This is a genomic window from Riemerella anatipestifer (assembly GCF_035666175.1).
Taxonomy (GTDB): Bacteria; Bacteroidota; Bacteroidia; order Flavobacteriales; family Weeksellaceae; genus Riemerella; species Riemerella anatipestifer_D.
This window is the reverse complement of the sequence record NZ_CP142016.1, coordinates 590,692-608,960: the sequence shown is the minus strand read 5'-3', so window position 1 is coordinate 608,960 and position 18,269 is coordinate 590,692. Positions and strand designations below refer to the sequence as shown.

The 18,269-nt window shown below is 33.5% G+C and carries 27 protein-coding genes; 9 read left to right on the top strand and 18 right to left on the bottom strand.

The annotated features are described in order from the left end of the window. Nucleotides 1-65: 65 nt before the first annotated feature. Genes VIX88_RS03035 through VIX88_RS02995 form a run of 9 tightly spaced genes read right to left on the bottom strand, consistent with a single transcriptional unit; the run spans nucleotide 66 to nucleotide 5,179 of the window. Nucleotides 66-278 (bottom strand): hypothetical protein, encoded by a 213-nt coding sequence (locus VIX88_RS03035; RefSeq protein WP_214194219.1) that lies wholly within the window; start codon nucleotides 276-278, stop codon nucleotides 66-68. Continuing rightward, nucleotides 278-1,663, bottom strand: a complete 1,386-nt coding sequence (gene dnaB / locus VIX88_RS03030; protein ID WP_214193824.1) for a replicative DNA helicase — start codon at nucleotides 1,661-1,663, stop codon at nucleotides 278-280. The genes VIX88_RS03035 and dnaB overlap by 1 nt, the downstream gene beginning before the upstream one ends. Beyond that, complete coding sequence (locus tag VIX88_RS03025; RefSeq protein WP_214193825.1) at nucleotides 1,653-2,327, bottom strand: hypothetical protein; 675 nt, start codon at nucleotides 2,325-2,327, stop codon at nucleotides 1,653-1,655. Before VIX88_RS03025 ends, dnaB begins: the two co-directional genes overlap by 11 nt. Then, nucleotides 2,312-2,461, bottom strand: coding sequence for a hypothetical protein (locus VIX88_RS03020; protein WP_214193826.1), 150 nt, complete (start codon nucleotides 2,459-2,461; stop codon nucleotides 2,312-2,314). Before VIX88_RS03020 ends, VIX88_RS03025 begins: the two co-directional genes overlap by 16 nt. A gap of 2 nt (nucleotides 2,462-2,463) precedes the next feature. After that, nucleotides 2,464-2,766: a hypothetical protein gene (locus VIX88_RS03015; RefSeq protein ID WP_214193827.1), complete on the bottom strand. Its 303-nt coding sequence runs from the start codon at nucleotides 2,764-2,766 to the stop codon at nucleotides 2,464-2,466. A gap of 21 nt (nucleotides 2,767-2,787) precedes the next feature. After that, nucleotides 2,788-3,144, bottom strand: a complete 357-nt coding sequence (locus VIX88_RS03010; protein ID WP_214193828.1) for a DUF3127 domain-containing protein — start codon at nucleotides 3,142-3,144, stop codon at nucleotides 2,788-2,790. 19 nt (nucleotides 3,145-3,163) lie between these two features. Continuing rightward, complete coding sequence (locus VIX88_RS03005) at nucleotides 3,164-4,087, bottom strand: hypothetical protein (protein ID WP_214193829.1); 924 nt, start codon at nucleotides 4,085-4,087, stop codon at nucleotides 3,164-3,166. Further along, the gene (locus VIX88_RS03000) at nucleotides 4,087-4,974 is read right to left on the bottom strand and encodes a recombinase RecT (protein ID WP_214193830.1); all 888 of its coding nucleotides are present in this window, start codon (nucleotides 4,972-4,974) and stop codon (nucleotides 4,087-4,089) included. Before VIX88_RS03000 ends, VIX88_RS03005 begins: the two co-directional genes overlap by 1 nt. 13 nt (nucleotides 4,975-4,987) lie before the next feature. After that, on the bottom strand, nucleotides 4,988-5,179 hold the full coding sequence (locus VIX88_RS02995; RefSeq protein WP_214193831.1) for a hypothetical protein: 192 nt from the start codon (nucleotides 5,177-5,179) through the stop codon (nucleotides 4,988-4,990). Between the two features lie 258 nt (nucleotides 5,180-5,437). Between VIX88_RS02995 and VIX88_RS12825 the strand changes: the two genes are divergently transcribed. After that, nucleotides 5,438-5,629: a KTSC domain-containing protein gene (locus VIX88_RS12825; protein WP_214193832.1), complete on the top strand. Its 192-nt coding sequence runs from the start codon at nucleotides 5,438-5,440 to the stop codon at nucleotides 5,627-5,629. On the opposite strand, the gene VIX88_RS02990 is transcribed toward VIX88_RS12825, so the two are convergent. The 5 genes from VIX88_RS02990 to VIX88_RS02970 form a co-directional block, all read right to left on the bottom strand. Beyond that, nucleotides 5,598-5,810, bottom strand: coding sequence for a hypothetical protein (locus VIX88_RS02990; protein ID WP_214193833.1), 213 nt, complete (start codon nucleotides 5,808-5,810; stop codon nucleotides 5,598-5,600). The genes VIX88_RS12825 and VIX88_RS02990 overlap by 32 nt on opposite strands. Before the next feature lie 97 nt (nucleotides 5,811-5,907). Next, entirely contained in the window at nucleotides 5,908-6,093 is a 186-nt protein-coding gene (locus tag VIX88_RS02985; protein ID WP_214194016.1) for a hypothetical protein, read from the bottom strand. Nucleotides 6,094-6,095: 2 nt separating this feature from the next. After that, complete coding sequence (locus VIX88_RS02980) at nucleotides 6,096-6,464, bottom strand: hypothetical protein (RefSeq protein WP_214194015.1); 369 nt, start codon at nucleotides 6,462-6,464, stop codon at nucleotides 6,096-6,098. A 56-nt stretch (nucleotides 6,465-6,520) separates the two neighbouring features. Next, nucleotides 6,521-6,739, bottom strand: coding sequence for a hypothetical protein (locus VIX88_RS02975; RefSeq protein ID WP_214194014.1), 219 nt, complete (start codon nucleotides 6,737-6,739; stop codon nucleotides 6,521-6,523). Further along, a complete protein-coding gene (locus VIX88_RS02970; RefSeq protein ID WP_214194013.1) occupies nucleotides 6,736-6,969 on the bottom strand; it encodes a hypothetical protein in 234 nt (77 codons plus the stop codon). The genes VIX88_RS02975 and VIX88_RS02970 overlap by 4 nt, the downstream gene beginning before the upstream one ends. 138 nt (nucleotides 6,970-7,107) lie before the next feature. Here VIX88_RS02970 and VIX88_RS02965 point away from each other — a divergent pair, with 138 nt between their 5' ends. The 5 genes from VIX88_RS02965 to VIX88_RS02945 all read left to right on the top strand — a co-directional run bounded on the left by VIX88_RS02965 (nucleotide 7,108) and on the right by VIX88_RS02945 (nucleotide 10,312). Beyond that, nucleotides 7,108-7,356, top strand: coding sequence for a hypothetical protein (locus VIX88_RS02965; RefSeq protein ID WP_214194012.1), 249 nt, complete (start codon nucleotides 7,108-7,110; stop codon nucleotides 7,354-7,356). A 193-nt stretch (nucleotides 7,357-7,549) separates the two neighbouring features. Then, nucleotides 7,550-8,293, top strand: a complete 744-nt coding sequence (locus tag VIX88_RS02960) for a helix-turn-helix domain-containing protein (RefSeq protein WP_214194011.1) — start codon at nucleotides 7,550-7,552, stop codon at nucleotides 8,291-8,293. A 12-nt stretch (nucleotides 8,294-8,305) separates the two neighbouring features. Beyond that, nucleotides 8,306-9,286: a DNA translocase FtsK gene (locus tag VIX88_RS02955; protein ID WP_214194010.1), complete on the top strand. Its 981-nt coding sequence runs from the start codon at nucleotides 8,306-8,308 to the stop codon at nucleotides 9,284-9,286. A gap of 13 nt (nucleotides 9,287-9,299) precedes the next feature. Beyond that, complete coding sequence (locus tag VIX88_RS02950) at nucleotides 9,300-9,563, top strand: hypothetical protein (RefSeq protein WP_153938414.1); 264 nt, start codon at nucleotides 9,300-9,302, stop codon at nucleotides 9,561-9,563. A 374-nt stretch (nucleotides 9,564-9,937) separates the two neighbouring features. Next, entirely contained in the window at nucleotides 9,938-10,312 is a 375-nt protein-coding gene (locus VIX88_RS02945; protein ID WP_064969437.1) for a hypothetical protein, read from the top strand. A gap of 121 nt (nucleotides 10,313-10,433) precedes the next feature. Here VIX88_RS02945 and VIX88_RS02940 read toward each other — a convergent pair whose 3' ends face one another. Genes VIX88_RS02940 through panC form a run of 4 tightly spaced genes read right to left on the bottom strand, consistent with a single transcriptional unit; the run spans nucleotide 10,434 to nucleotide 13,935 of the window. After that, the gene (locus VIX88_RS02940) at nucleotides 10,434-10,940 is read right to left on the bottom strand and encodes a DUF4251 domain-containing protein (protein ID WP_064969438.1); all 507 of its coding nucleotides are present in this window, start codon (nucleotides 10,938-10,940) and stop codon (nucleotides 10,434-10,436) included. A 38-nt stretch (nucleotides 10,941-10,978) separates the two neighbouring features. Next, the gene (gene hemW, locus VIX88_RS02935) at nucleotides 10,979-12,085 is read right to left on the bottom strand and encodes a radical SAM family heme chaperone HemW (protein WP_237190444.1); all 1,107 of its coding nucleotides are present in this window, start codon (nucleotides 12,083-12,085) and stop codon (nucleotides 10,979-10,981) included. A gap of 35 nt (nucleotides 12,086-12,120) precedes the next feature. Further along, a complete protein-coding gene (locus VIX88_RS02930; RefSeq protein WP_064968388.1) occupies nucleotides 12,121-13,068 on the bottom strand; it encodes a PorP/SprF family type IX secretion system membrane protein in 948 nt (315 codons plus the stop codon). A gap of 18 nt (nucleotides 13,069-13,086) precedes the next feature. Next, a complete protein-coding gene (gene panC, locus VIX88_RS02925) occupies nucleotides 13,087-13,935 on the bottom strand; it encodes a pantoate--beta-alanine ligase (protein WP_064968389.1) in 849 nt (282 codons plus the stop codon). Between the two features lie 114 nt (nucleotides 13,936-14,049). Here panC and VIX88_RS02920 point away from each other — a divergent pair, with 114 nt between their 5' ends. The 3 genes from VIX88_RS02920 to glmS are packed head-to-tail and all read left to right on the top strand — an operon-like array spanning nucleotide 14,050 to nucleotide 18,214. Next, the gene (locus VIX88_RS02920; RefSeq protein ID WP_310503701.1) at nucleotides 14,050-14,823 is read left to right on the top strand and encodes a glycogen/starch synthase; all 774 of its coding nucleotides are present in this window, start codon (nucleotides 14,050-14,052) and stop codon (nucleotides 14,821-14,823) included. Nucleotides 14,824-14,849: 26 nt separating this feature from the next. Next, nucleotides 14,850-16,355, top strand: a complete 1,506-nt coding sequence (locus VIX88_RS02915; RefSeq protein WP_064969440.1) for a DUF4270 domain-containing protein — start codon at nucleotides 14,850-14,852, stop codon at nucleotides 16,353-16,355. A 5-nt stretch (nucleotides 16,356-16,360) separates the two neighbouring features. Then, nucleotides 16,361-18,214 (top strand): glutamine--fructose-6-phosphate transaminase (isomerizing), encoded by a 1,854-nt coding sequence (glmS, locus tag VIX88_RS02910; RefSeq protein ID WP_013447152.1) that lies wholly within the window; start codon nucleotides 16,361-16,363, stop codon nucleotides 18,212-18,214. Nucleotides 18,215-18,269 lie beyond the last annotated feature (55 nt).

Below are 18,269 nucleotides of genomic sequence, written 5' to 3'. Positions count from 1 at the left end.
TAGGCTTTGCCCTCTTTTCAGAAAGACCACAGGTCTATTGAGTTTCTTGGCTTCTTCTAATACCTCTAAGGCTTTTCTGTGTTGCTCCTTGCTTCGTTGCCATTTAATATCTTCCATTCTTCGGTGTCTTTTAATGTTGGGGTGTGTTTTGGGAATTTCTTTTGTTTTTCAAGCTCTATAAAATTTTTAAGCCCTTCGCTAAAAACTGTTTTCTTTTTAGCTAACTCGGCAATCATTTTGAGTGGGAGGGAGGTGGGTGTATTTTCTATTTTTCTCATTAAAAAGCATCTTTTAAATCTATGGTTGGTAATGGTTCAAATGTGTTATCGTCAATATCTTTGAATTTTTGATATTTAGGTATCCATTTGAGTCTAGTTTCGCTAGTTCCTACATGTCTGTGTTTTGCTGTTATTATTTCAGCTTCGCCTTCGGTTGGTAAATCACTTATTCCACTCCATTCTACATCCCAAATTTCTATTCCGTAATATTCAGGACGATAAATAAACTGAATAACATCAGCATCTTGCTCTATTGCTCCTGAATCTCTCAAGTCAGAAAGTTGAGGGCGTTTGTTCGGGCGAGTTTCTACTGACCTAGAGAGTTGTGATAAAACAACTACTGGGACATTTAATTCCTTTGCTAACATTTTCAACTTTCTTGATATAAAGCTAACTTTCTCGTTACCTTCGGATTTTCCTTTAGCTTCTATGAGTTGCAAATAGTCAATGATTATAAACTTTACACCAAGCTCCTTTTTAGCCACCCTAGCTTTGCTTATAATTCCGTTTAAGTCAAAAACACTATCTTCATAGTAGAGAGGCATCTGTTCAATTTCGCTACTGTCGTAAATTTTACTCCATTCACTATCACTTAAATTGTGTTTTCTTAGACTATTTGAATCTATTTCTAGCTCATTAGCTACTAGTCTTGTATGTAGCTGTATGTTAGCCATTTCTAGCGAAAATATCAGCGTAGGCACCTTATTTTTAGATGCACATCTTGCTAACTCCATAGCGTAAGCGGACTTTCCCATTCCAGGTCTTGCTCCTATGATTATTAAATCGGTAGGTTGCCAACCGTAAAAATGATTATCCATTTTTCGGAAAGGAATAGGAACCCCTCTCGCCATTCCCTTTTTTTGATTTTCTATAAGTTCTAAATGCAAGTCTTTTGACGACTTAATCGCTTTTTGCCCAGCAATATAATCGTATATTTTTCCTATTTCAAAAGAGAAATCATTTAACAAATCAAATGTACTTCCGTCGTCTTTGTAGGCTTTCTCTGTTATTTTGGTTGAAACCTCAATCATTTTTCTAAGGAAAAATTTTTCAGAAACCAACAAGCAATAATGCTCTATATGTGCAGCAGAACTTATACCTATTGTCAAATCTATGATGTACCCATCTCCTCCCGCATTGTTTAATTTACCTCGTTTTTTTAAGTTTTCTATTACTGTCGCTAAGTCTATTGGCTCGTTATTGGAGTTAAGTTCGCACATAGACTTGTAAATCTCCGTGTGTCTAGGGTCATAAAACATTTCCCATTTGTCTTTAAAAATGCTTAATACCCTCTCTTTCCCTGTTTCACTTATTAGACAAGCTCCTAGTATCAATTTTTCAACATCTACGGAATTTGGTGGTGTTACTCCATTTTTATAACTCATTTCGTTTTCGTTTTACTGGTGTTGTTTGGGTTTTTCCAAACTTAGACTCATTTCTTGCCCAAGTTTTCAATCTCCGTTCAGTATTCCAAGTTTTTTCTAACTTAAATCTCGGTGTTCCGTTGGCACTTGGTTCCGTCCAATACTCATAGAAGTCCCTAACTAAATCTTTACTATACTCTACCAAAAAGGGCATAAGTGAATCACGAAACTCTTTTTCAGTTAAATTTTTAAAAGATTTTTGGGGTGTGGTATTATTCCCACTCTCTTCTGTTTCTGTTTCTGTTTCAGGCGGCGAACCGCTGACAGGTTGCTGACAGGTTGCTGACATAAACTCATTTAGCTCTTTTTCAGGTATTTTCGGGAACTTAGGTTTTACTTGACGCAACCTTTGCCCAAAGTTTATAATATGTAAGTAAGGGTTGTTATCGGCGTTGTAAAGTGCGATTATTCCGGCTGAAACTAACTCATCTAGCCAACGGGTAATATCGGACTCTCTAATGTTTTTTAGCGGAAAACAAAACGCTTTTATTAGTCTTGGGTTTGCGTGGTAACCACCTAAGTCATCGGCTTTCATTAAAAGGCGAGTAAAAAGAACCTCTGCTTGAAATGATAATTCATTTATTCGTTCGCTGTCTGTCCAATCTCTTATTATCCTGTTAGGCATTTTACATTACCATTTTTTTCTTTATACTTAACTTCTGTATCTATTACCTCATACTTACCGCTAGGCAGTCTATTTACCGCTCTTATCTTAGCGGTGAGGGTGTTTTTCTTTTTCTTTTTTGAAATGAGTACCATATCTAAATTGTTATTTTTTCTGATTTAACTATGTAGCAAGTCCACCTCTTACTCTCTTCGTCAAAAACACCTCTATGAGGTCTGCTAGAAATAACATCTGTTACCACATATAAAAAACCTTTGGTATCTCTGAAATCGTCCCCAACTTCTAAAGTTGAATTTGGAGGAATACATATAAGTTGTGTTCCGTCTTTGTATTTGAAACTCTCTACTTTGCTTGATTTGTACTTGTTTAGATTGTAGCCTGCTTCGTGTTTGTTGTTTAAAAATCTCTTAAGATTTTCGTTTATAGTTAAGTTTTCCATTTTGTCTATTTTTTAAAATTTTTAAAAAGGCAAATCGTCGTCCTCGTATTCTGTAGTTTCGCCGTTACTTGGCTGTTTGATGTCTATTCTCCATACATCTAATGATTGCGAGTGTCCTTTTTTAGTTTCGCCTTCTGTTTCTTTCTCCCAAAACCTTCCTTTTACATTGAAAAATACATTCACCAAATCGCCGTTATTTACCTTTGAAAGGACGGTGTCTATTTTGCTTCCTGTTACTTGGAATTTTAGAATATTCTCTCTCTTTTGTCCTGTTATTTGGTTGTATCTGGAACAATCCAAATAAAACTCTTGAATTGTGAATGTTTCAGACGGCTGTCTGATGTCTGATTTCTTTAGTAGTTTTCCTGTGATTTCCATTTTTCTAATTGTTTTTATTTTAAGCCATCAACTCAAGTCTGTCAGCCATTGATAGGGTTAGTTTATTTAAGTGTTCTCTGCACTTTTTTATTTGTTCATAGAGAGATTCAATCATCGTTTTGTCATATTGAAAATGAAAGACTTTAACTCTTAATAGTTCTGGGACTTCGTGAAAATTTGAAAACCACTCTTTATGAACACTTGTGGATTGGCTGCAAAAATCCTCAAGACCTTCTTCTGTATAAATTAGATTTGATACTGTTTCGGTTACTAGGTCTATACATTCCTCCCTAACTTCCCCAAGATGATTAAATATGTTTTCTTTCCAGTCTAATCTTCTTAATTCGTCTTCTACTATCTTAAATGGAGTGTCTATTAAGCAATACACTAATTCTGCTTCTTTTAGCCCCGTGAGTTCCATATAGCCTTGAACCTGCCACTCATAGTCTTTAGTTGGAGTTTCTTCTGCATATAGAGGGAAAGTTTTAAAGCTCCAGCTACTTTTAATATCTCTAACTTTACCTTGTATATTGTCAGGTGTCCCTTTGATAAAATCGTTAGAAAAATGTTTTTCATTCTTCATAAACAATTTGCCAGTAACCCTTGTATAAAGACTTATAGACTTTTCTTCAACTTGAATACCCTTGTCAAGGTATTTGTTCGTGATATGGTTATCTCTTCCAAAAGCGACCCCTTTATGAATATCTGACAAGTGTGTTTTTACACTCGCTGATAATTCGGGTTTTTGGTTCTTTTTAGCCAATAAATCTCCGCAGGTTTGGATTTGCTTATCGGTAATTTTACCCGCCTTCATTTTTTCTCGCAAAGCAATTAGGGTTCTTTCCTGATTAGGCGTTAAGGCAGGATTTACCCCAACCATTAACTTTCCTAATTGAGAACATCTAAAAAGATGATTGTTGAAGCTTAAAGACAGTGCGTTCATTATTTGGTTAAGTCTTTTAATTTTTTATCATAAAGCTCTTTCACTTCGCTGTTTTCTTCTATGAAAGGCTCTGCTTCTTGCAGTTGCTCTATATTTTGAGCGTTATTTATAAACTCAACAATTCGTTGTTGTTCCTCTTGTATATTTTCTGCTTCAATATCAATGATATTATCTACATAGTTATACTCTCCTTCTTTAGGCTGAACGGCTTGGTCGGCTAATTGTGCCGTCTGCAATTCAATACTCATAATGCCCCATTTGCTGATGGTGTTTTTGAGTACCGTTTTTTTAGCCATAGCGTGGAATTTATCTTTCTCATTCCAAGGAGAAAAAGACCCTTTACCGTAGGCTTGAGAATATTTTTTAGCGTGATTTATAACCTCTTCTTTGCTCCAGTAGGATAATTTTTCTAGTCCGTTTATCAATTTGAAATAAGCAGCATAACCAACTATATCGCCTTTGCCTTCTATGTTAAAATCAGCGACCAACTCTTCTGTAAGCCTGTTAAAAGACTTAAATTGATTCTCATAAACTTCTGTTACATTTATTCGAGAGTATTGCCCTGTTCTTAAAGCCAGTTGCACATAGCCTTTCCAACCCATTTGAAATTGTGCCTCCCCTTTATATGGTACTATCCAAGAAAAGCCTAAATTGGGGTTTATAGGAAGGTCCAATATTGCTGCTGTAACTGCTGCGGTAAGTACTGTGTTTGGATCTGCATTAGCTAATTGTTCGCTATTGTTTACTATTTGTAATACAGAGGAAATAAACCCCTGTGATTTTTTGCCTAATAGTTGATTAAATCTTTTTTGTATATGGGCTTTTTGAAATAAAGACTTTGTGCTTAACGCCTCTTCTTCTTTTTTTTGTAATGCTTGATTTTCCATTTCTCTGTATTTTTTATCTTCTGTTTTTAGATTTGCTTATGAATATTACCGCCAATACTATAATTATCCCTAATCCGAATAGTATTAACATTGGCGACAGAACCAACCACCAAGACCAGTCTATATGTTTCGTTAATTTTAATGTGATGAACAATAAGGTTAGTAGGCTTATAAATCCTACGCTTTTGTTTGTTGCTGTTTCCATTTTCTAATTGTTTTTTTATTTGAAATTTTATTAATCTACACATCCAAATGCACAAATAGGATTGATACAATAACCACCATTTGGACACTTTTTGAAGAACTTTTGTTTTAATAACTTTCTTCTGTTTTTCAGCTTTGTTTTCATAATGTTTTATTTTCTTAGTTGTCTTATTTGCTCCCGCCGTGTACCTGCCTCACGGAGTATGCTTTTCGGGAAAAATCACTAAATTTGTTTTGTTAGATTTCAAATTTTTGTGATATGATACCTGTTAGGTCTTCTGTAATAAGAGCAGTGGATTATGATGCACGCTCTATGAGACTTTTTATATTGTTTCACTCGGGTTCTACTTATGTTTATCATCGAGTGCCTGAACGAATTTTTACAGGATTATTAAGAGCCTCGTCCAAGGGTCGCTATTTTAATGCCTACATTCGGGACAGTTACTCGTAGGCTTTATTTGATAGGCGTTTTCTTTTATCCATTCGTAAGATACCTCTTGCGGGTTTCTGTCTATTGCCCAAAGCCCTATGGTTATAGACTCGTGATACTTTAATCTTTCTATCTCTTTGATTTCTTCTTTTAATATTTTTTGCACCATTGGTGTTATAAGTTTTTGAACTATTTTTTTCATAGTTATACCTTTTGTATATTAGTTTGAAAACAACCCGTAACCTTTCTTAACTGGCAACAACCATAGGTAGTAACCTATTCGCTTTGCCTTTTGTGTTTTATATTGCTTTATCTTCGCTTTCATCTCTGAAAAAGTTTGTGATTTCTTGCTCTTTGATATTCATAAAAAGACTCATCAACAAAAGCCCTGTTGCAGTTGTTAAAGCCCCTATATCGTGGCTTTCTGAAACTAGAAAGGCGTATATAATTGCTGTTATTGTTGTTATTTTTGATAGGGTTTTCATCGCTATATTAGATTTATTTCTAGGTGTTTTTCTATGTAGTTCTCTATCGCTTTTTTTTCTATTGGGTCTATTTCAACAGAATTAAAGTCGTTGTCTTCTACATAAGTTAGGTTTACCGCTACATTTTCGTAGTTCTTTACTTCATTGAAAACTTGCTCTTTTGTGTAGTCGTAGTTTAGAGTTGTGCCGTAGAATAACATAGCATCAAAAAATAAGGAGAAGCCATTTTTTAGGGTTATTTCTCTGTCTTTAATATGTACGCCGTTTTGCTCGTTGGTTTCTATAATATACCAGTCGCCTTTGGTAGATATTAACGCTTCTAAAATGTTAAGCGATTTTACTGTTTGGATTGTTTTTTCTATCTTTGCCATAGTGTTTTGCGTATTATTTTTTAATGCGTGATTTTAAACTTGCTCTCTAATTGCCGTTAGAGGGCTTTTTTTGTTCTTTTTCTCTTTGGTTTTTGTACTATTTGAAACTTCTTCATTAGCTTAGTGTCTGCCTTCATCTCTGCCAACCTCTCTAGCATTTGCATTTTTGTTTCTACCGCCCCCGGTATCTCTTGTTTTAAAAATTCTAATCTCTCTTGAGAGGGTATAGAATCCAGCAGACTTTTTGCTAATTTTAGTTTGTCTTGAGTTGTCATATTACATCTATAAGACTTTGTATTTCTTTTAATTGTTCTTTAAGTTCTTCGCTCACTATTTTGTGGCAACCTTCTATTTTGTCGTCAGGTATCTTGCCAGAATAAAACCAAGCATTTCTTGAGCTTTGAGTGCCAACGCCAAATTTTTCATATATAGCGTGAGTTACCTTTTCTTTTCTTTTTGGAGAAAGTGCCTTGAACATTTCTGTTATTTTCTTACTCGAAACCATTTATTTTTTATTATTTTTGTTTTTGATAATTTGATAATGCAAATATACACAATGATGTGAATATTTACAAAATAAATTCACATAAAAGTGTATTTTTGTTGTTAATTACCTGAAAATCAGTGTAAAAAAATAGTGATTATGAAAGGGTTTATAGAAGTAGAAACAAAAGATAAGAAGATGTTAATTAACATTAGTCATATCGTGTGTGTATCAGCAACTAAGCATTTTCCAGATGTTACTGAAATTGTAGTTAATACACTAGCAGGAGTGTTTTATGTAAATAAAGGAGTGGAGCCAATAACGCAGGTTATTGATAGTAAGAATACGCCTGTTCAAGTGAACAAACCTTACGATGAAGTATTGAAAATGATAGAACTAGCTCTTTAATATAAAATGGACTTTATGAAGTGTGCAAGAGTGGTCTCCATTGTATAAAATGGCATAATACTCAAATTCCTTGTCGCTTAGGTCTTTTATGTTTTTGAACAGTTCTTTTGCGTCAATAAGATTATTTGTTTTGATTACCGCCCAATATCTTCGGTTTTCCATTTGATGTAAAATTATTAGTAATAGCAAAGATATGAAAAAAGATAATTTAATTCACGATATTGTGAATATAGAGATTGACAAATCTAAAATATTAAATGATATTTTGAATTATAAGGGGTTTAAATCTAAAAAAAAGTTTGCAGAATTTTTAGGTATAAACCCTAATACTTTATCAAATTGGTATAGTAGGAACACATTTGATGAAAATTTAATAATAGGGAAAATTCCAGAGCTAAATGAGGTTTGGCTTCTAACAGGCAAAGGCGAAATGCTAAAGCCTTCAGAAGAAACTCCAATAAAAGGGGAGGGGGTAAAAGTAATTTTAGACGCAGAGATAAAAAGAACCCCATCGGAAGGCACTCCTTATTATGATGTTGATTTTGCTGGAGGTTGGAACTCTGATGAGATTTTTTCACTTGGGAATCCATCATTTTATATCCAAAGTCCAGATTTTAGAAGGGCAGAGTTTGCTACTAATCTAGTGGGAAATTCTGTATCAAAGGTAATTCCTAGTGGAGCCATTATAGGGCTTAGACAAATAGAGGATTGGAAAACTTATTTCCCAACAAATGAGCTGTATGGTATCATTACTAAAAACGAAATGAGAACCGTAAAAAGGGTAAAAAGAAAGAAAGGAGACCCAAATACACTTGTGTTGATTCCTGACCCATTAGAGGTTCATTCAGGATATGAGCCTGAGGAGTTGCCTATTGATTTTGTTTCAAAGATGTTTCAAGTGGTTGCTTGGGCGATGTTTGAAAGAGTAGCAATGTAATTAAAATAGATTATGGATATACTTTGGGTTTTATTGTTTTTTTTCGTTCTTGTTTCTCCTGTAATAGTCATTGTTTTAATAGTTCAAAATCGGAAGCAAGCTAAAGAAAAGAGATTGTTAATAGAACAATATAATAGTCTAAATAGAAATGAGGTTAAAAGTGATGTTAATTCGTCTCAGGGAGAAAATGAAGAAAGCGGAAGTCATGAAAGAGAGATAAAGGTTACGGAGTTAACAGATGGAGAAATTAAATTTTTTAATGAGTATGAGTTTAGAGATGCTAAAGGGGAAATAAAAGATAGGGAGGAATTAGACAGCATAAAAATATATAACAAAGACTCTTTATTTGATGAGGCAGCAATAGTTGTTGTTGAAACCCAGCAGGCATCGGCATCTATGCTACAAAGAAAACTTAAGATAAGTTACAATAGGGCTGAAAAAATAATATTACAACTTGAAAAAGCAAAAATTGTAGGAAAGTTTGAAGGCTATAAAGCAAGAGAGACTCTAATATCAAACATTGATAATTTAAAAATTATTCTAAAAAAAATAGATGATACAAGCGACATAGCCCACTATGGAATAAGCAATAACTATTATTCGCGTATTGCTAAAATAAAGTATAATTCAGCGATAAAGAAAGGATTTAATCCATCAGAACAAAGTTATGAAGAGTGGTGTAAAGAACAGGAAATTAGAAATAAAATATTAAAACAGAAAAAGGAGAAAGATTTATACAGGAAGGTTAAGGAAAAAATGATAGATGAAGGTGCTATACCAAAAACTAAAATAAATAAGCGTGAACATATTTCTCAAAAAGTAAAGGATATGGTTTGGAATAGAGACGGTGGAAAGTGTGTGGAGTGTGGCAGTTCAGAAAAGTTAGAATTTGACCACATTGTGCCTTTTTCAAAAGGAGGCTCTAACACATATAGAAATATACAGCTACTTTGTGAGCCGTGTAACCGTAAAAAATCAAATAAAATAGGATAGCAAATCTTATAAGATGAAAACAGCGATAGACGAAAGAATATTAAGCCTGCCTAGATACCTAAAGAAAAATGGTAAAATAAAAAGAATCCAAGAATTTTACGATGAAGTAGGAATTTCAAAGCAACGGTTTAATAAAATTAAAAAACAAGATATAAGTGATATTAACGCACACTTCACCGTTGAGCAGATACATAAAATAGGAAAGGCTTATGACATTGATTTTAATTGGATTTTTGGAAGAGCAGATGCTGAAATTAAAACAAAAAGTAAACAATAATTGCTAAAAATAGAACAATTCGGATATTGTAAGGCGTTGAAAATCAATGAGGACTTTGAGGAGAAAACGAGGAAAAAGTTTCCCTCTCTCTCCGCAAAAAATGAGTTAAGCTGTTGATATACAATAGCTTTTTTTATTCCTAATTTTTAGAATAAATTTTATTTATCTTTGTTAGACTAATCATTGGTTATTATCAGTAGATTTTTTTACTACTGTAGAAAAAATGCTTCTCTTTGCTAAAATATTTAGTAAAATAGAGGTTTGCATAGTAACTAAAAGAGATTTTTTAATCTTTTTTAGTTAAAAATATAATCTCATAGCTGATCAAAAAAAATAAATTTAGAAGTAAAATATAAAACTTTAATTTATAATTTATGAAAACAAAATTATTTTTATTAGCAATGTTCGTTATCCCATTGTTAGGACTTTCACAGAAAAAAGTTGAAACAGTAAAATTGTCCAGTGGTAGAACTGTTGTGTTGTATAATGATAATACTTGGAGATATAGTGATTCAAATGATCGGGTATATGGTTTTTCATCCTCTACTTCTAAGCGGTCAAGTGGTATAAATAGACATCATGCTAAACATGCCTTACCAAAAACAAAAAGTAAAAAGCATAAAAAAAATCATCACTCCAAAACTTATTCGTCATATTCGTACTCTTCCTACTGTGGTGCTCTGACTAAAAAAGGAGGTTCATGTTCTAGAAAAGTTTCAGGAGGAGGTAGATGTTGGCAGCATAGATAAAAATTGACTAAATATGAAAATAAAAAAGATAGACATTAGAAGATTCTAATGTCTATCTTTTTATAACATCTTAATGATACACAGGTTTTTATAGGTAAATTGAATATTGAAAACTTATAATCTAAGGTTGCTCTACAAGGTAGCCGTCATAGGAAATAGGTTGTCTATCTCTACTGTTGATAGAAATGTAGGCTTTTCCGTTTTTAAGAATATCAATGTATATATCACTCATATTCTCAGGATGAGAAAGACTAAAATGATAGGTGTATCCTTTTTTAGTTTTGTTTTTGGAGAGTTTGAAATCTTTTGTCTCTGTATTGAAACTGTTTTTAGAGGGGTCTAGACTAGCATTAAACATTCTGCCAAAGTAAGGGAGATTAACGGATAGACTATCTTTTTTTAGAGTAACGGCATAGCCGTAATCTAGTTCAAACATTCTGCTTCCAACGGTAGGGAACGATTGTGCAATATTGATGACATCGTAATTATTAGGAAGTGCCCTTTTTGCCATTACGGTAAACTCATTTTTATCTATGTAACTTTGTACTTTGTTTTCGTTTATGCCGTATTGAGTTTGGCAAGAGATAAGCGAAAGCCCTGTTAGTAGTAATATAATAACTCTTTTCATTGTGTTTGGTTTTTTAAATATGAACAAAAATAGACAAATTAGACAACAAACAAATCAGAAATAATGCCATCTGCCATAAACCAATGTTCTTTTGGTATAAAAAGTTGATTGTCTTCTAGTTTCAATACTCCTGAACCTAGTTTTATTTCTAGGCTTTTTTGGAATGGCTTTAGTATCTCTTCCGAAAATTGGTTAATAATATTGTATTCAACGCCCCATTTGGTACGAAGTCCTATCATAATGAGCTCGTTAAATTGTTCTTTTTCTGATAAAATTTCTGTTTCTTTTGGAAGTGAGTTTTCTACTAAACTTTTGATATATAAACTATTATTAGCGATATTCCAACTGCGTTGTTTTTGTCCGTCGTAGGAATGAGCCGAAGGTCCTATACCTAAATAAGGTAATCCTTTCCAATAAGCGGTATTATGCCTAGAATGATAGTTTGGTTTGGAGAAATTAGAGATTTCGTAATGTTCAAATCCATTTGCTTTAAGTGTTTCTGCAAGGTATTGAAAAGCAATAAGTTGTTCTTCTTCCTTTGGAGCATTGATTTTTTCCTGTTCAATCCACTTTTGTAGAGCAGTTTTGGGCTCTACGGTAAGGGCATAAGATGAGATGTGTGGCACTTGAAGTTTTATACTTTTTTGTAAACTTTCTTTCCAAAGAGAATGGTTGGAAGTTGGCGAGCCATAAATTAAATCTATACTAATGTTTTCAAAACCTGTGTCTTGGGCTCTTTTTATAGAGCTTTCCGCTTCGGAAGCACTGTGGGCTCTGTTCATAAGTTTTAAATCTTCTTCAAAAAAACTTTGAGTACCAATGCTTAACCTGTTGATAGGCGTGTTAGAAAGAGCCTTTAAGAAGGACTGGTTTAAATCATCGGGGTTTGCTTCTAAGGTAATTTCTATATCAGAATTAAATGTAAAATATCTCAATACCTCGTCTATAAGTCTTTGTATTTCATCTACGCTAAGGATAGAAGGTGTGCCGCCACCAAAATATAATGATGGTAGATTTTTGTTTTCTAACTCGTGTTGTCTTAGGGATAACTCTTTTTTGAGGGCTAAAAGCATATCGTCTTTCAACTTCAACGAAGTGGAAAAGTGAAAGTTACAATAACTACATTTTTGCTTGCAAAACGGAATGTGTAAGTATATCAAAGATAGATGATTTTTAATGTTTAATATCGGAAGCCTCTAGTATTGATGAAGTTTTCAAAAGCGTAGCCTAAGTTAATCATAAAGCTGTTGCCACCATAATCTGCAATAGGAGAGAGGTTGATGTTATAAGCAGCTCCGAAACTAAATTGGTTAAATTTAAGTTTGATAAGAGGAGAAAAACTAAGTTGTTGGCTTCCAAATGCTGATTTGGCTGTTCTGTAGCTGATGCCTCCTGCGAAATAATTGTCTTCGTCTTTAATTTTTGCCAACAAATTAGCATCAATAATTCTAGAAGAGTTGGTATTCAAATTGATTAAAACTGAGGGTTCTAACGAAAGATTCTCAGAAAAATCCCAATCGTAGCCAGTATTGATGAAAAATTTGGTGGGAGAAGGTTCTATTCCATTAACAATGTAGGTGGTTTTACTTAGAGGAATATCCACTACTGAAAAACTACCGAAAAAGCCATTGTAAGTAGCTTGTAAGCCTAAGTTAGCGTAGGTTAAAAATACACTATTAGTACCGCTTTGTATTAGAGGGTCGCCAGAATCTTTTGGATTAAGAAGAGCTAAATCTATATTGGAGTTATAAAGGTTGATACTTGTACCAAAGGAAAATTGATTTTTTCTTTCATTATCATCTATTGGGATAAAGTAAGCGGCTCCTACATTGATACCGTTGGCAGAGATGGGTCCGTTTTGGTCTCTGAAAAAGTAAGCTCCTACACCAAGTCTATCAGTAACATTGGCGTGTGCACCTATAGATTGTGTGTTTGGGTAATGTTCTAGCTTGGAGAATTGTTTTTGATAATGGCTATTGATTATAATGTCGTCTGTTTCTCCAAAATGAGCAGGATTAAAGAGATATTTACCATCTAATAAGTATTGTTGGTAATACGGAAGTGTCTCCTGTGCATAGGAAATAATAGTGATAAAAATAGAAATGGTAAATAAAATCTTTTTATACATAGCTTGGTTGTTTGGAAATTAGGCTAGATGCATATTATCTATAAGCCTTACTTGATTTACATGAACAACAATAAAAGCTCTGTAAGAACAGTCCTTATAGAAGAAATCGGGTTCTTTTAAAGTGTTTTCATCAGCAATTACAAAATATTCTAAATCAAAGTTTTTTTCTTTTTCAAAAATGGAATGTACTCTCTCTTTTATTTCTGGAATACTGACAACCCTAAACCAATCATTTACTTTTAAAAGGGTTTCGTAAATAATTTTGGCATCTTCTCTTTCAGCTTCGGATAATCGCATATTTCTAGAGCTCATAGCTAGGCCATTTTCTTCTCTGTAAATAGGCACTCCGTGTATATTGATTGGAAAGTTTTTCTTTTCCACTAACTTTCTGATAATGGCAAGTTGCTGGAAATCTTTCTCTCCGAAGTAAGCGTTGTCTGGTTGTACTTGTCGGAAAAGCTCTTCTACCACTGTGCCTACACCATCAAAATGACCAGGTCTCATTTTACCTTCCATTTCGTTTTCTAGTCCATCAAAATCGTAATTTTTCGCTACGGATTTTTCGGGGTAAATATCTTCTATACTTGGGGCATATACAGCATCTACTAATTTTGATTTTTTAAGTTTTTCTAAATCCGCTTCTAGAGTTCTTGGGTACTTCTCTAGGTCGTCAGGGTTGTTAAACTGCGTAGGATTAACAAATATAGATGAAACTACAATATCGTTGTGAGGTCTAGCTGCCTCGTAGAGAGAAATGTGTCCCTTATGCAAAGCTCCCATAGTAGGAGCAAAACCTATGGTATTGCCGTTCAGTTTATTATGTTTAATATAAGTTTCTAATTCTTTCCTACTGTCTAATATTTTCATTTGAAAAATTTCTCCAAAATTATAAAAAATTGTTAATACACTGTTATTAGTTTAAAAAGTTGTATTTTTGCATAGAGAATTGTCTTTTAAGTTGAAGATAAAAAAATAAGAATTATGCCAGACAAAAAGATTTTATATGTTACTACAGAGATGTTTCCTTACCAAGAAGAAAGTGCAATGTCTGATGCGGTAAACAGAATGGCTCTTAAAATGTATGGTGATGGAAATGATGTGCGTGTCTTCATGCCTCGTTTTGGATATATTAGTGAAAGAAAGTTTCAGTTACACGAGGTAATTAGGCTTTCAGGAATGAATATTATTATTAATGATTTAGACCAACCTTTAATTATTAAAGTGGCTTCTTTACCAGGAGAAAGGTTACAGGTTTACTTTATAGATAATGAAGATTATTTCAAAAGAAAATTTACTTACAAAGATGAAGAAGGGCTTCCTTTCGATGATAATGACGAAAGAGCAATGTTTTTTGCACGAGGTGTTATAGAAACTATTAAGAAACTTAATTGGGTGCCAGATGTGGTTCATCTTAATGGTTGGATGTCAGCATTTATACCTGTATATCTAAAACATTACTACAAAAAAGATTCTTATTTTGATGATACCAAGTTTGTTTTGTCTGTATATAATGAAGAAAATTTAGTTTTTGACAAAAAAGCGGTGGTAAATAAGTTTAAATTCGACAATATAGAAGGAATTAAAGCGTTTGATAATCCTAGCTTCTATAGTTTTTTAGAAGAAGGTATGAATCTTGTAGATGTGGTAGTGAAAGGAGATGAATTTTTGGAACAAAATTTAGATGAAAGTTTTTCTCAAGCAAGTTCAGATAAGAAAGAGTATGTTACTCCTGAGTCTGTAGGTGAGATATATTAAGAAATAGATTTTATTTAATACATTCAATGATAATAGAAACAAAAAAAATCCTTAAACTGTTTGTTGTAGCAGGATTAGGGAGTTTAGTGATACAAAGTTGCGAGTCAGATGCAAATAATCTTGGAGAGCAGTTTTTTGCAAGTGGGGCAGCAACAGGTGAAACGCAGAGCTACGATGTGATAGCTTACAACCTCAGTAATAATGATACCATACAGTCTGATGCATCTCGTATTTCTCAGGCGACTCTAGGGGCTTTTGCAGAAGATAATTTTGGAATGCAAAAGTCTTCTTATATAACACAGTTACGATTATCTAGCTATAATCCTGATTTTGGGACTAATGCGAAGGTAGATTCAGTTGTTTTAGAATTGAAACCTATTTACGCTTCAGACTCTGCAACTACATCAACAGATGAAGACTATATTTTTACAGGTAATGTAGCGGCTAAAAAGGTAGTAACAACGTATCCTATACAGAAGTATGGTAATAATAAATCACTAACGCTTAAAGTAGATGAAGTAGATGATTTCTTGTATTCTACAGAGAAGAAATATTACTCTAACCAAAAAGTGGCACTAGGAGTTAATTTGGCAACGGTACCACTTAATGGTAAGGTGTCGTCGGTTAGTATTACAAGCGATGCTGATAGTAAAGAATTGTTATCTAGAACCGTAGGCGTTAGAATTCCTCTTGATGCACAGTATTTTCAAGATAAAATAGTAAGTAAGCAAGGAGCTACAGAACTGAAAGATGCGGCTAGTTTTATCCGTTATATAAAAGGAATAAGACTTTCTGTAGTAGAGAATGATGGTTATATTTTTAGATTTACTCCTAATGACACTAGCATTAAGATGTATTATACCTATGATACAACATCTAATGGAGCTACTACCAAAACTTCTGCGGTGTATCAGTTTGATTTAGGTTCTAGTAATACTCATTTTAATCAAATAGATTATAACAGAACTTCGGCTTATAGTACAGCACTTGCTAATATTGATACAACTAATGGAGACGAAAGGCTCTACCTACAAGGTATGGGAGGAGCTGGAGCTGTTTTAAGAATACCTGCAACAGAAATACAAAAAATTAAAAATCTTTATAAAAACGAAAATATAGGCATTCTTTCTGCTAAAATAAGATTATATACAGATGATAGTGTATGGAATAAATCTTATGCTAAACCATCAAATTTCTTAGTGAAGTATGCTAATCTTAATGACTTTTTAGCTGATGTTTCCGCAATGTCTTTATCATCGTCTTACTCTCTCGTTAAAACTTCTGATTTAACAAGTAATCCTGCTTACTATGATATTACCATTACTCAAACTCTTAAAAATATTATAGAAAAGGAGGTAGAGAATAAAGATTTAGAAATTAATGTGGGAGATTATTTAAAAAGTACACAGGGAACTTTGCTAGGACAAAACTATAATACTAGAGCTTATGCTCCTCAAAGAATAGTATTAGTTGGTTCTAAAACAACCAATCAGAATAAAGTGAAATTAAATATTATTTACGCTAAAAAATAAGGTATATGTGTGGAATAGTAGGATATACAGGGCATAGAGATGCTTACGAAGTAGTTATTAACGGTCTTAAAAGATTAGAATATAGAGGGTATGATAGTGCTGGGATAGTATTGGAAGACTCATCTAGTTCTTATGATATAAAAAAGACAAAGGGTAAAGTTTCCGATTTAGTAAGTATATCAGAGAATCTTAAAAATACATCACACATAGGTATGGGGCATACTAGGTGGGCTACTCACGGTGTACCTAGTGATAAAAACTCACACCCTCATGTTTCTAATAATGGTAAGGTGGCTATAGTACATAATGGGATTATAGAAAACTATGATACCATTAAAACTATGTTAGTGTCTAAAGGTTATATTTTTCATTCAGAGACAGATACTGAAGTTTTGGTTAATCTTATTCAGTATTTTATGGATGAAAATAAAGAATTAGATTTTCCAGAAGCAGTCCGTTATGCTCTTAACGAGGTTTATGGGGCTTATGCAATTACGGTAATGCATAAAGATTATCCTAGCCTTTTAGTAGTAGCAAGGTTGGGTTCTCCTCTTGCGATAGGGATAGGTGATAAAGAATATTTTATTGCATCAGATGCCTCTCCATTTGTAGAATTTGCTAAAGAGGCTATCTATCTAGAGGAAGGTCATATAGCAACTATATCTTTAGAGAATGGTGTAGATATTAGAAAAATAGAAGATAATTCTAAAATTACTCCAGTCATTCAAGAGCTTAAGCTTAATCTAGAGCAGATAGAGAAGGGGGGCTATGAGCATTTTATGCTTAAAGAAATTTTTGAGCAACCTAAATCTATTCACGATACTATGAGAGGTCGTCTTTTGGTAGATGAAGGTATTATTAAGATGGCTGGTATTTGGGATCATTTGGAGAAATTGAATAATGCTAATCGTATCATTATCATTGCTTGTGGTACTTCTTGGCATGCAGGATTGATAGGAGAATACCTTATTGAAGAATTTGCAAGAGTACCTGTAGAGGTAGAATATGCTTCTGAGTTTAGATATAGAAACCCAATTATAACGGATAAGGATGTAGTTATTGCGATTTCTCAGTCGGGAGAAACAGCTGATACAATGGCAGCTATTAAAATGGCAAGAGAAAAAGGGGCATTTATTTATGGTATTTGTAATGTAGTAGATTCTTCTATTGCTCGTTTTTCAGACGCAGGGTCTTATACTCATGCTGGACCAGAGATAGGGGTAGCTTCTACTAAGGCGTTTACCGCACAATTAACCATTTTAACTTTGATTGCGCTTAAATTAGGTAAGCATAACGGAAACTTAAGCAATCAGGAGTTTATGAAGCTGATTACAGAACTAGATACCATTCCTAAAAAAGTAGAGGAGGTATTGGCTTCTACTCATGATTATGTGAAGAAAGTAGCACATGATTTTGTAGAATCAACCAACTTCTTGTATCTTGGTAGGGGATATAATTTCCCTGCAGCTCTAGAGGGAGCGTTAAAGTTAAAGGAAATTTCTTATATCCACGCAGAAGGATATCCTGCAGCAGAAATGAAGCATGGTCCTATTGCTCTTATTGATGAGAATATGCCTATCGTGATAATAGCACCTAAAAATAAACATTACGATAAGGTGGTGAGTAATGTGCAAGAAATTAAAGCTAGAAAAGGTAAGGTGCTAGCTGTAGTGACTAAAGGGGATGAACAGGTAGCTTCTATGTCTGACTATGTGATTGAAATCCCTGAAACTTCAGAATGTTTTTCTCCTATTATAGCATCAGTGCCATTACAGTTATTAGCTTACTATATTGCTGTTTATAGAGGAGCTAATGTAGATCAGCCTAGAAACTTGGCGAAGTCAGTTACTGTAGAGTAAAAAAGTAAAATATTTCGCTTTTATATAAAATAATTGTAATAAAAACTCGTTAGCT

Bases quoted from the DNA above. Each gene is read 5' to 3' on its own strand.
- VIX88_RS02940 (WP_064969438.1), bottom strand. From the start codon at position 10,940: ATGAAAAGAGTTATTATATTACTACTAACAGGGCTTTCGCTTATCTCT.
- VIX88_RS02985 (WP_214194016.1), bottom strand. From the start codon at position 6,093: ATGAAAACCCTATCAAAAATAACAACAATAACAGCAATTATATACGCC.
- VIX88_RS02930 (WP_064968388.1), bottom strand. From the start codon at position 13,068: ATGTATAAAAAGATTTTATTTACCATTTCTATTTTTATCACTATTATT.
- VIX88_RS02920 (WP_310503701.1), top strand. From the start codon at position 14,050: ATGCCAGACAAAAAGATTTTATATGTTACTACAGAGATGTTTCCTTAC.
- VIX88_RS02980 (WP_214194015.1), bottom strand. From the start codon at position 6,464: ATGGCAAAGATAGAAAAAACAATCCAAACAGTAAAATCGCTTAACATT.
- VIX88_RS02960 (WP_214194011.1), top strand. From the start codon at position 7,550: ATGAAAAAAGATAATTTAATTCACGATATTGTGAATATAGAGATTGAC.
- VIX88_RS02975 (WP_214194014.1), bottom strand. From the start codon at position 6,739: ATGACAACTCAAGACAAACTAAAATTAGCAAAAAGTCTGCTGGATTCT.
- dnaB (WP_214193824.1), bottom strand. From the start codon at position 1,663: ATGAGTTATAAAAATGGAGTAACACCACCAAATTCCGTAGATGTTGAA.
- VIX88_RS12825 (WP_214193832.1), top strand. From the start codon at position 5,438: ATGATACCTGTTAGGTCTTCTGTAATAAGAGCAGTGGATTATGATGCA.
- VIX88_RS02955 (WP_214194010.1), top strand. From the start codon at position 8,306: ATGGATATACTTTGGGTTTTATTGTTTTTTTTCGTTCTTGTTTCTCCT.
- VIX88_RS02950 (WP_153938414.1), top strand. From the start codon at position 9,300: ATGAAAACAGCGATAGACGAAAGAATATTAAGCCTGCCTAGATACCTA.
- VIX88_RS03005 (WP_214193829.1), bottom strand. From the start codon at position 4,087: ATGAACGCACTGTCTTTAAGCTTCAACAATCATCTTTTTAGATGTTCT.
- VIX88_RS03035 (WP_214194219.1), bottom strand. From the start codon at position 278: ATGAGAAAAATAGAAAATACACCCACCTCCCTCCCACTCAAAATGATT.
- VIX88_RS02990 (WP_214193833.1), bottom strand. From the start codon at position 5,810: ATGAAAAAAATAGTTCAAAAACTTATAACACCAATGGTGCAAAAAATA.
- VIX88_RS02970 (WP_214194013.1), bottom strand. From the start codon at position 6,969: ATGGTTTCGAGTAAGAAAATAACAGAAATGTTCAAGGCACTTTCTCCA.
- VIX88_RS02915 (WP_064969440.1), top strand. From the start codon at position 14,850: ATGATAATAGAAACAAAAAAAATCCTTAAACTGTTTGTTGTAGCAGGA.
- VIX88_RS02945 (WP_064969437.1), top strand. From the start codon at position 9,938: ATGAAAACAAAATTATTTTTATTAGCAATGTTCGTTATCCCATTGTTA.
- VIX88_RS02995 (WP_214193831.1), bottom strand. From the start codon at position 5,179: ATGGAAACAGCAACAAACAAAAGCGTAGGATTTATAAGCCTACTAACC.
- VIX88_RS03015 (WP_214193827.1), bottom strand. From the start codon at position 2,766: ATGGAAAACTTAACTATAAACGAAAATCTTAAGAGATTTTTAAACAAC.
- VIX88_RS03025 (WP_214193825.1), bottom strand. From the start codon at position 2,327: ATGCCTAACAGGATAATAAGAGATTGGACAGACAGCGAACGAATAAAT.
- VIX88_RS03010 (WP_214193828.1), bottom strand. From the start codon at position 3,144: ATGGAAATCACAGGAAAACTACTAAAGAAATCAGACATCAGACAGCCG.
- VIX88_RS03020 (WP_214193826.1), bottom strand. From the start codon at position 2,461: ATGGTACTCATTTCAAAAAAGAAAAAGAAAAACACCCTCACCGCTAAG.
- glmS (WP_013447152.1), top strand. From the start codon at position 16,361: ATGTGTGGAATAGTAGGATATACAGGGCATAGAGATGCTTACGAAGTA.
- panC (WP_064968389.1), bottom strand. From the start codon at position 13,935: ATGAAAATATTAGACAGTAGGAAAGAATTAGAAACTTATATTAAACAT.
- VIX88_RS03000 (WP_214193830.1), bottom strand. From the start codon at position 4,974: ATGGAAAATCAAGCATTACAAAAAAAAGAAGAAGAGGCGTTAAGCACA.
- VIX88_RS02965 (WP_214194012.1), top strand. From the start codon at position 7,108: ATGAAAGGGTTTATAGAAGTAGAAACAAAAGATAAGAAGATGTTAATT.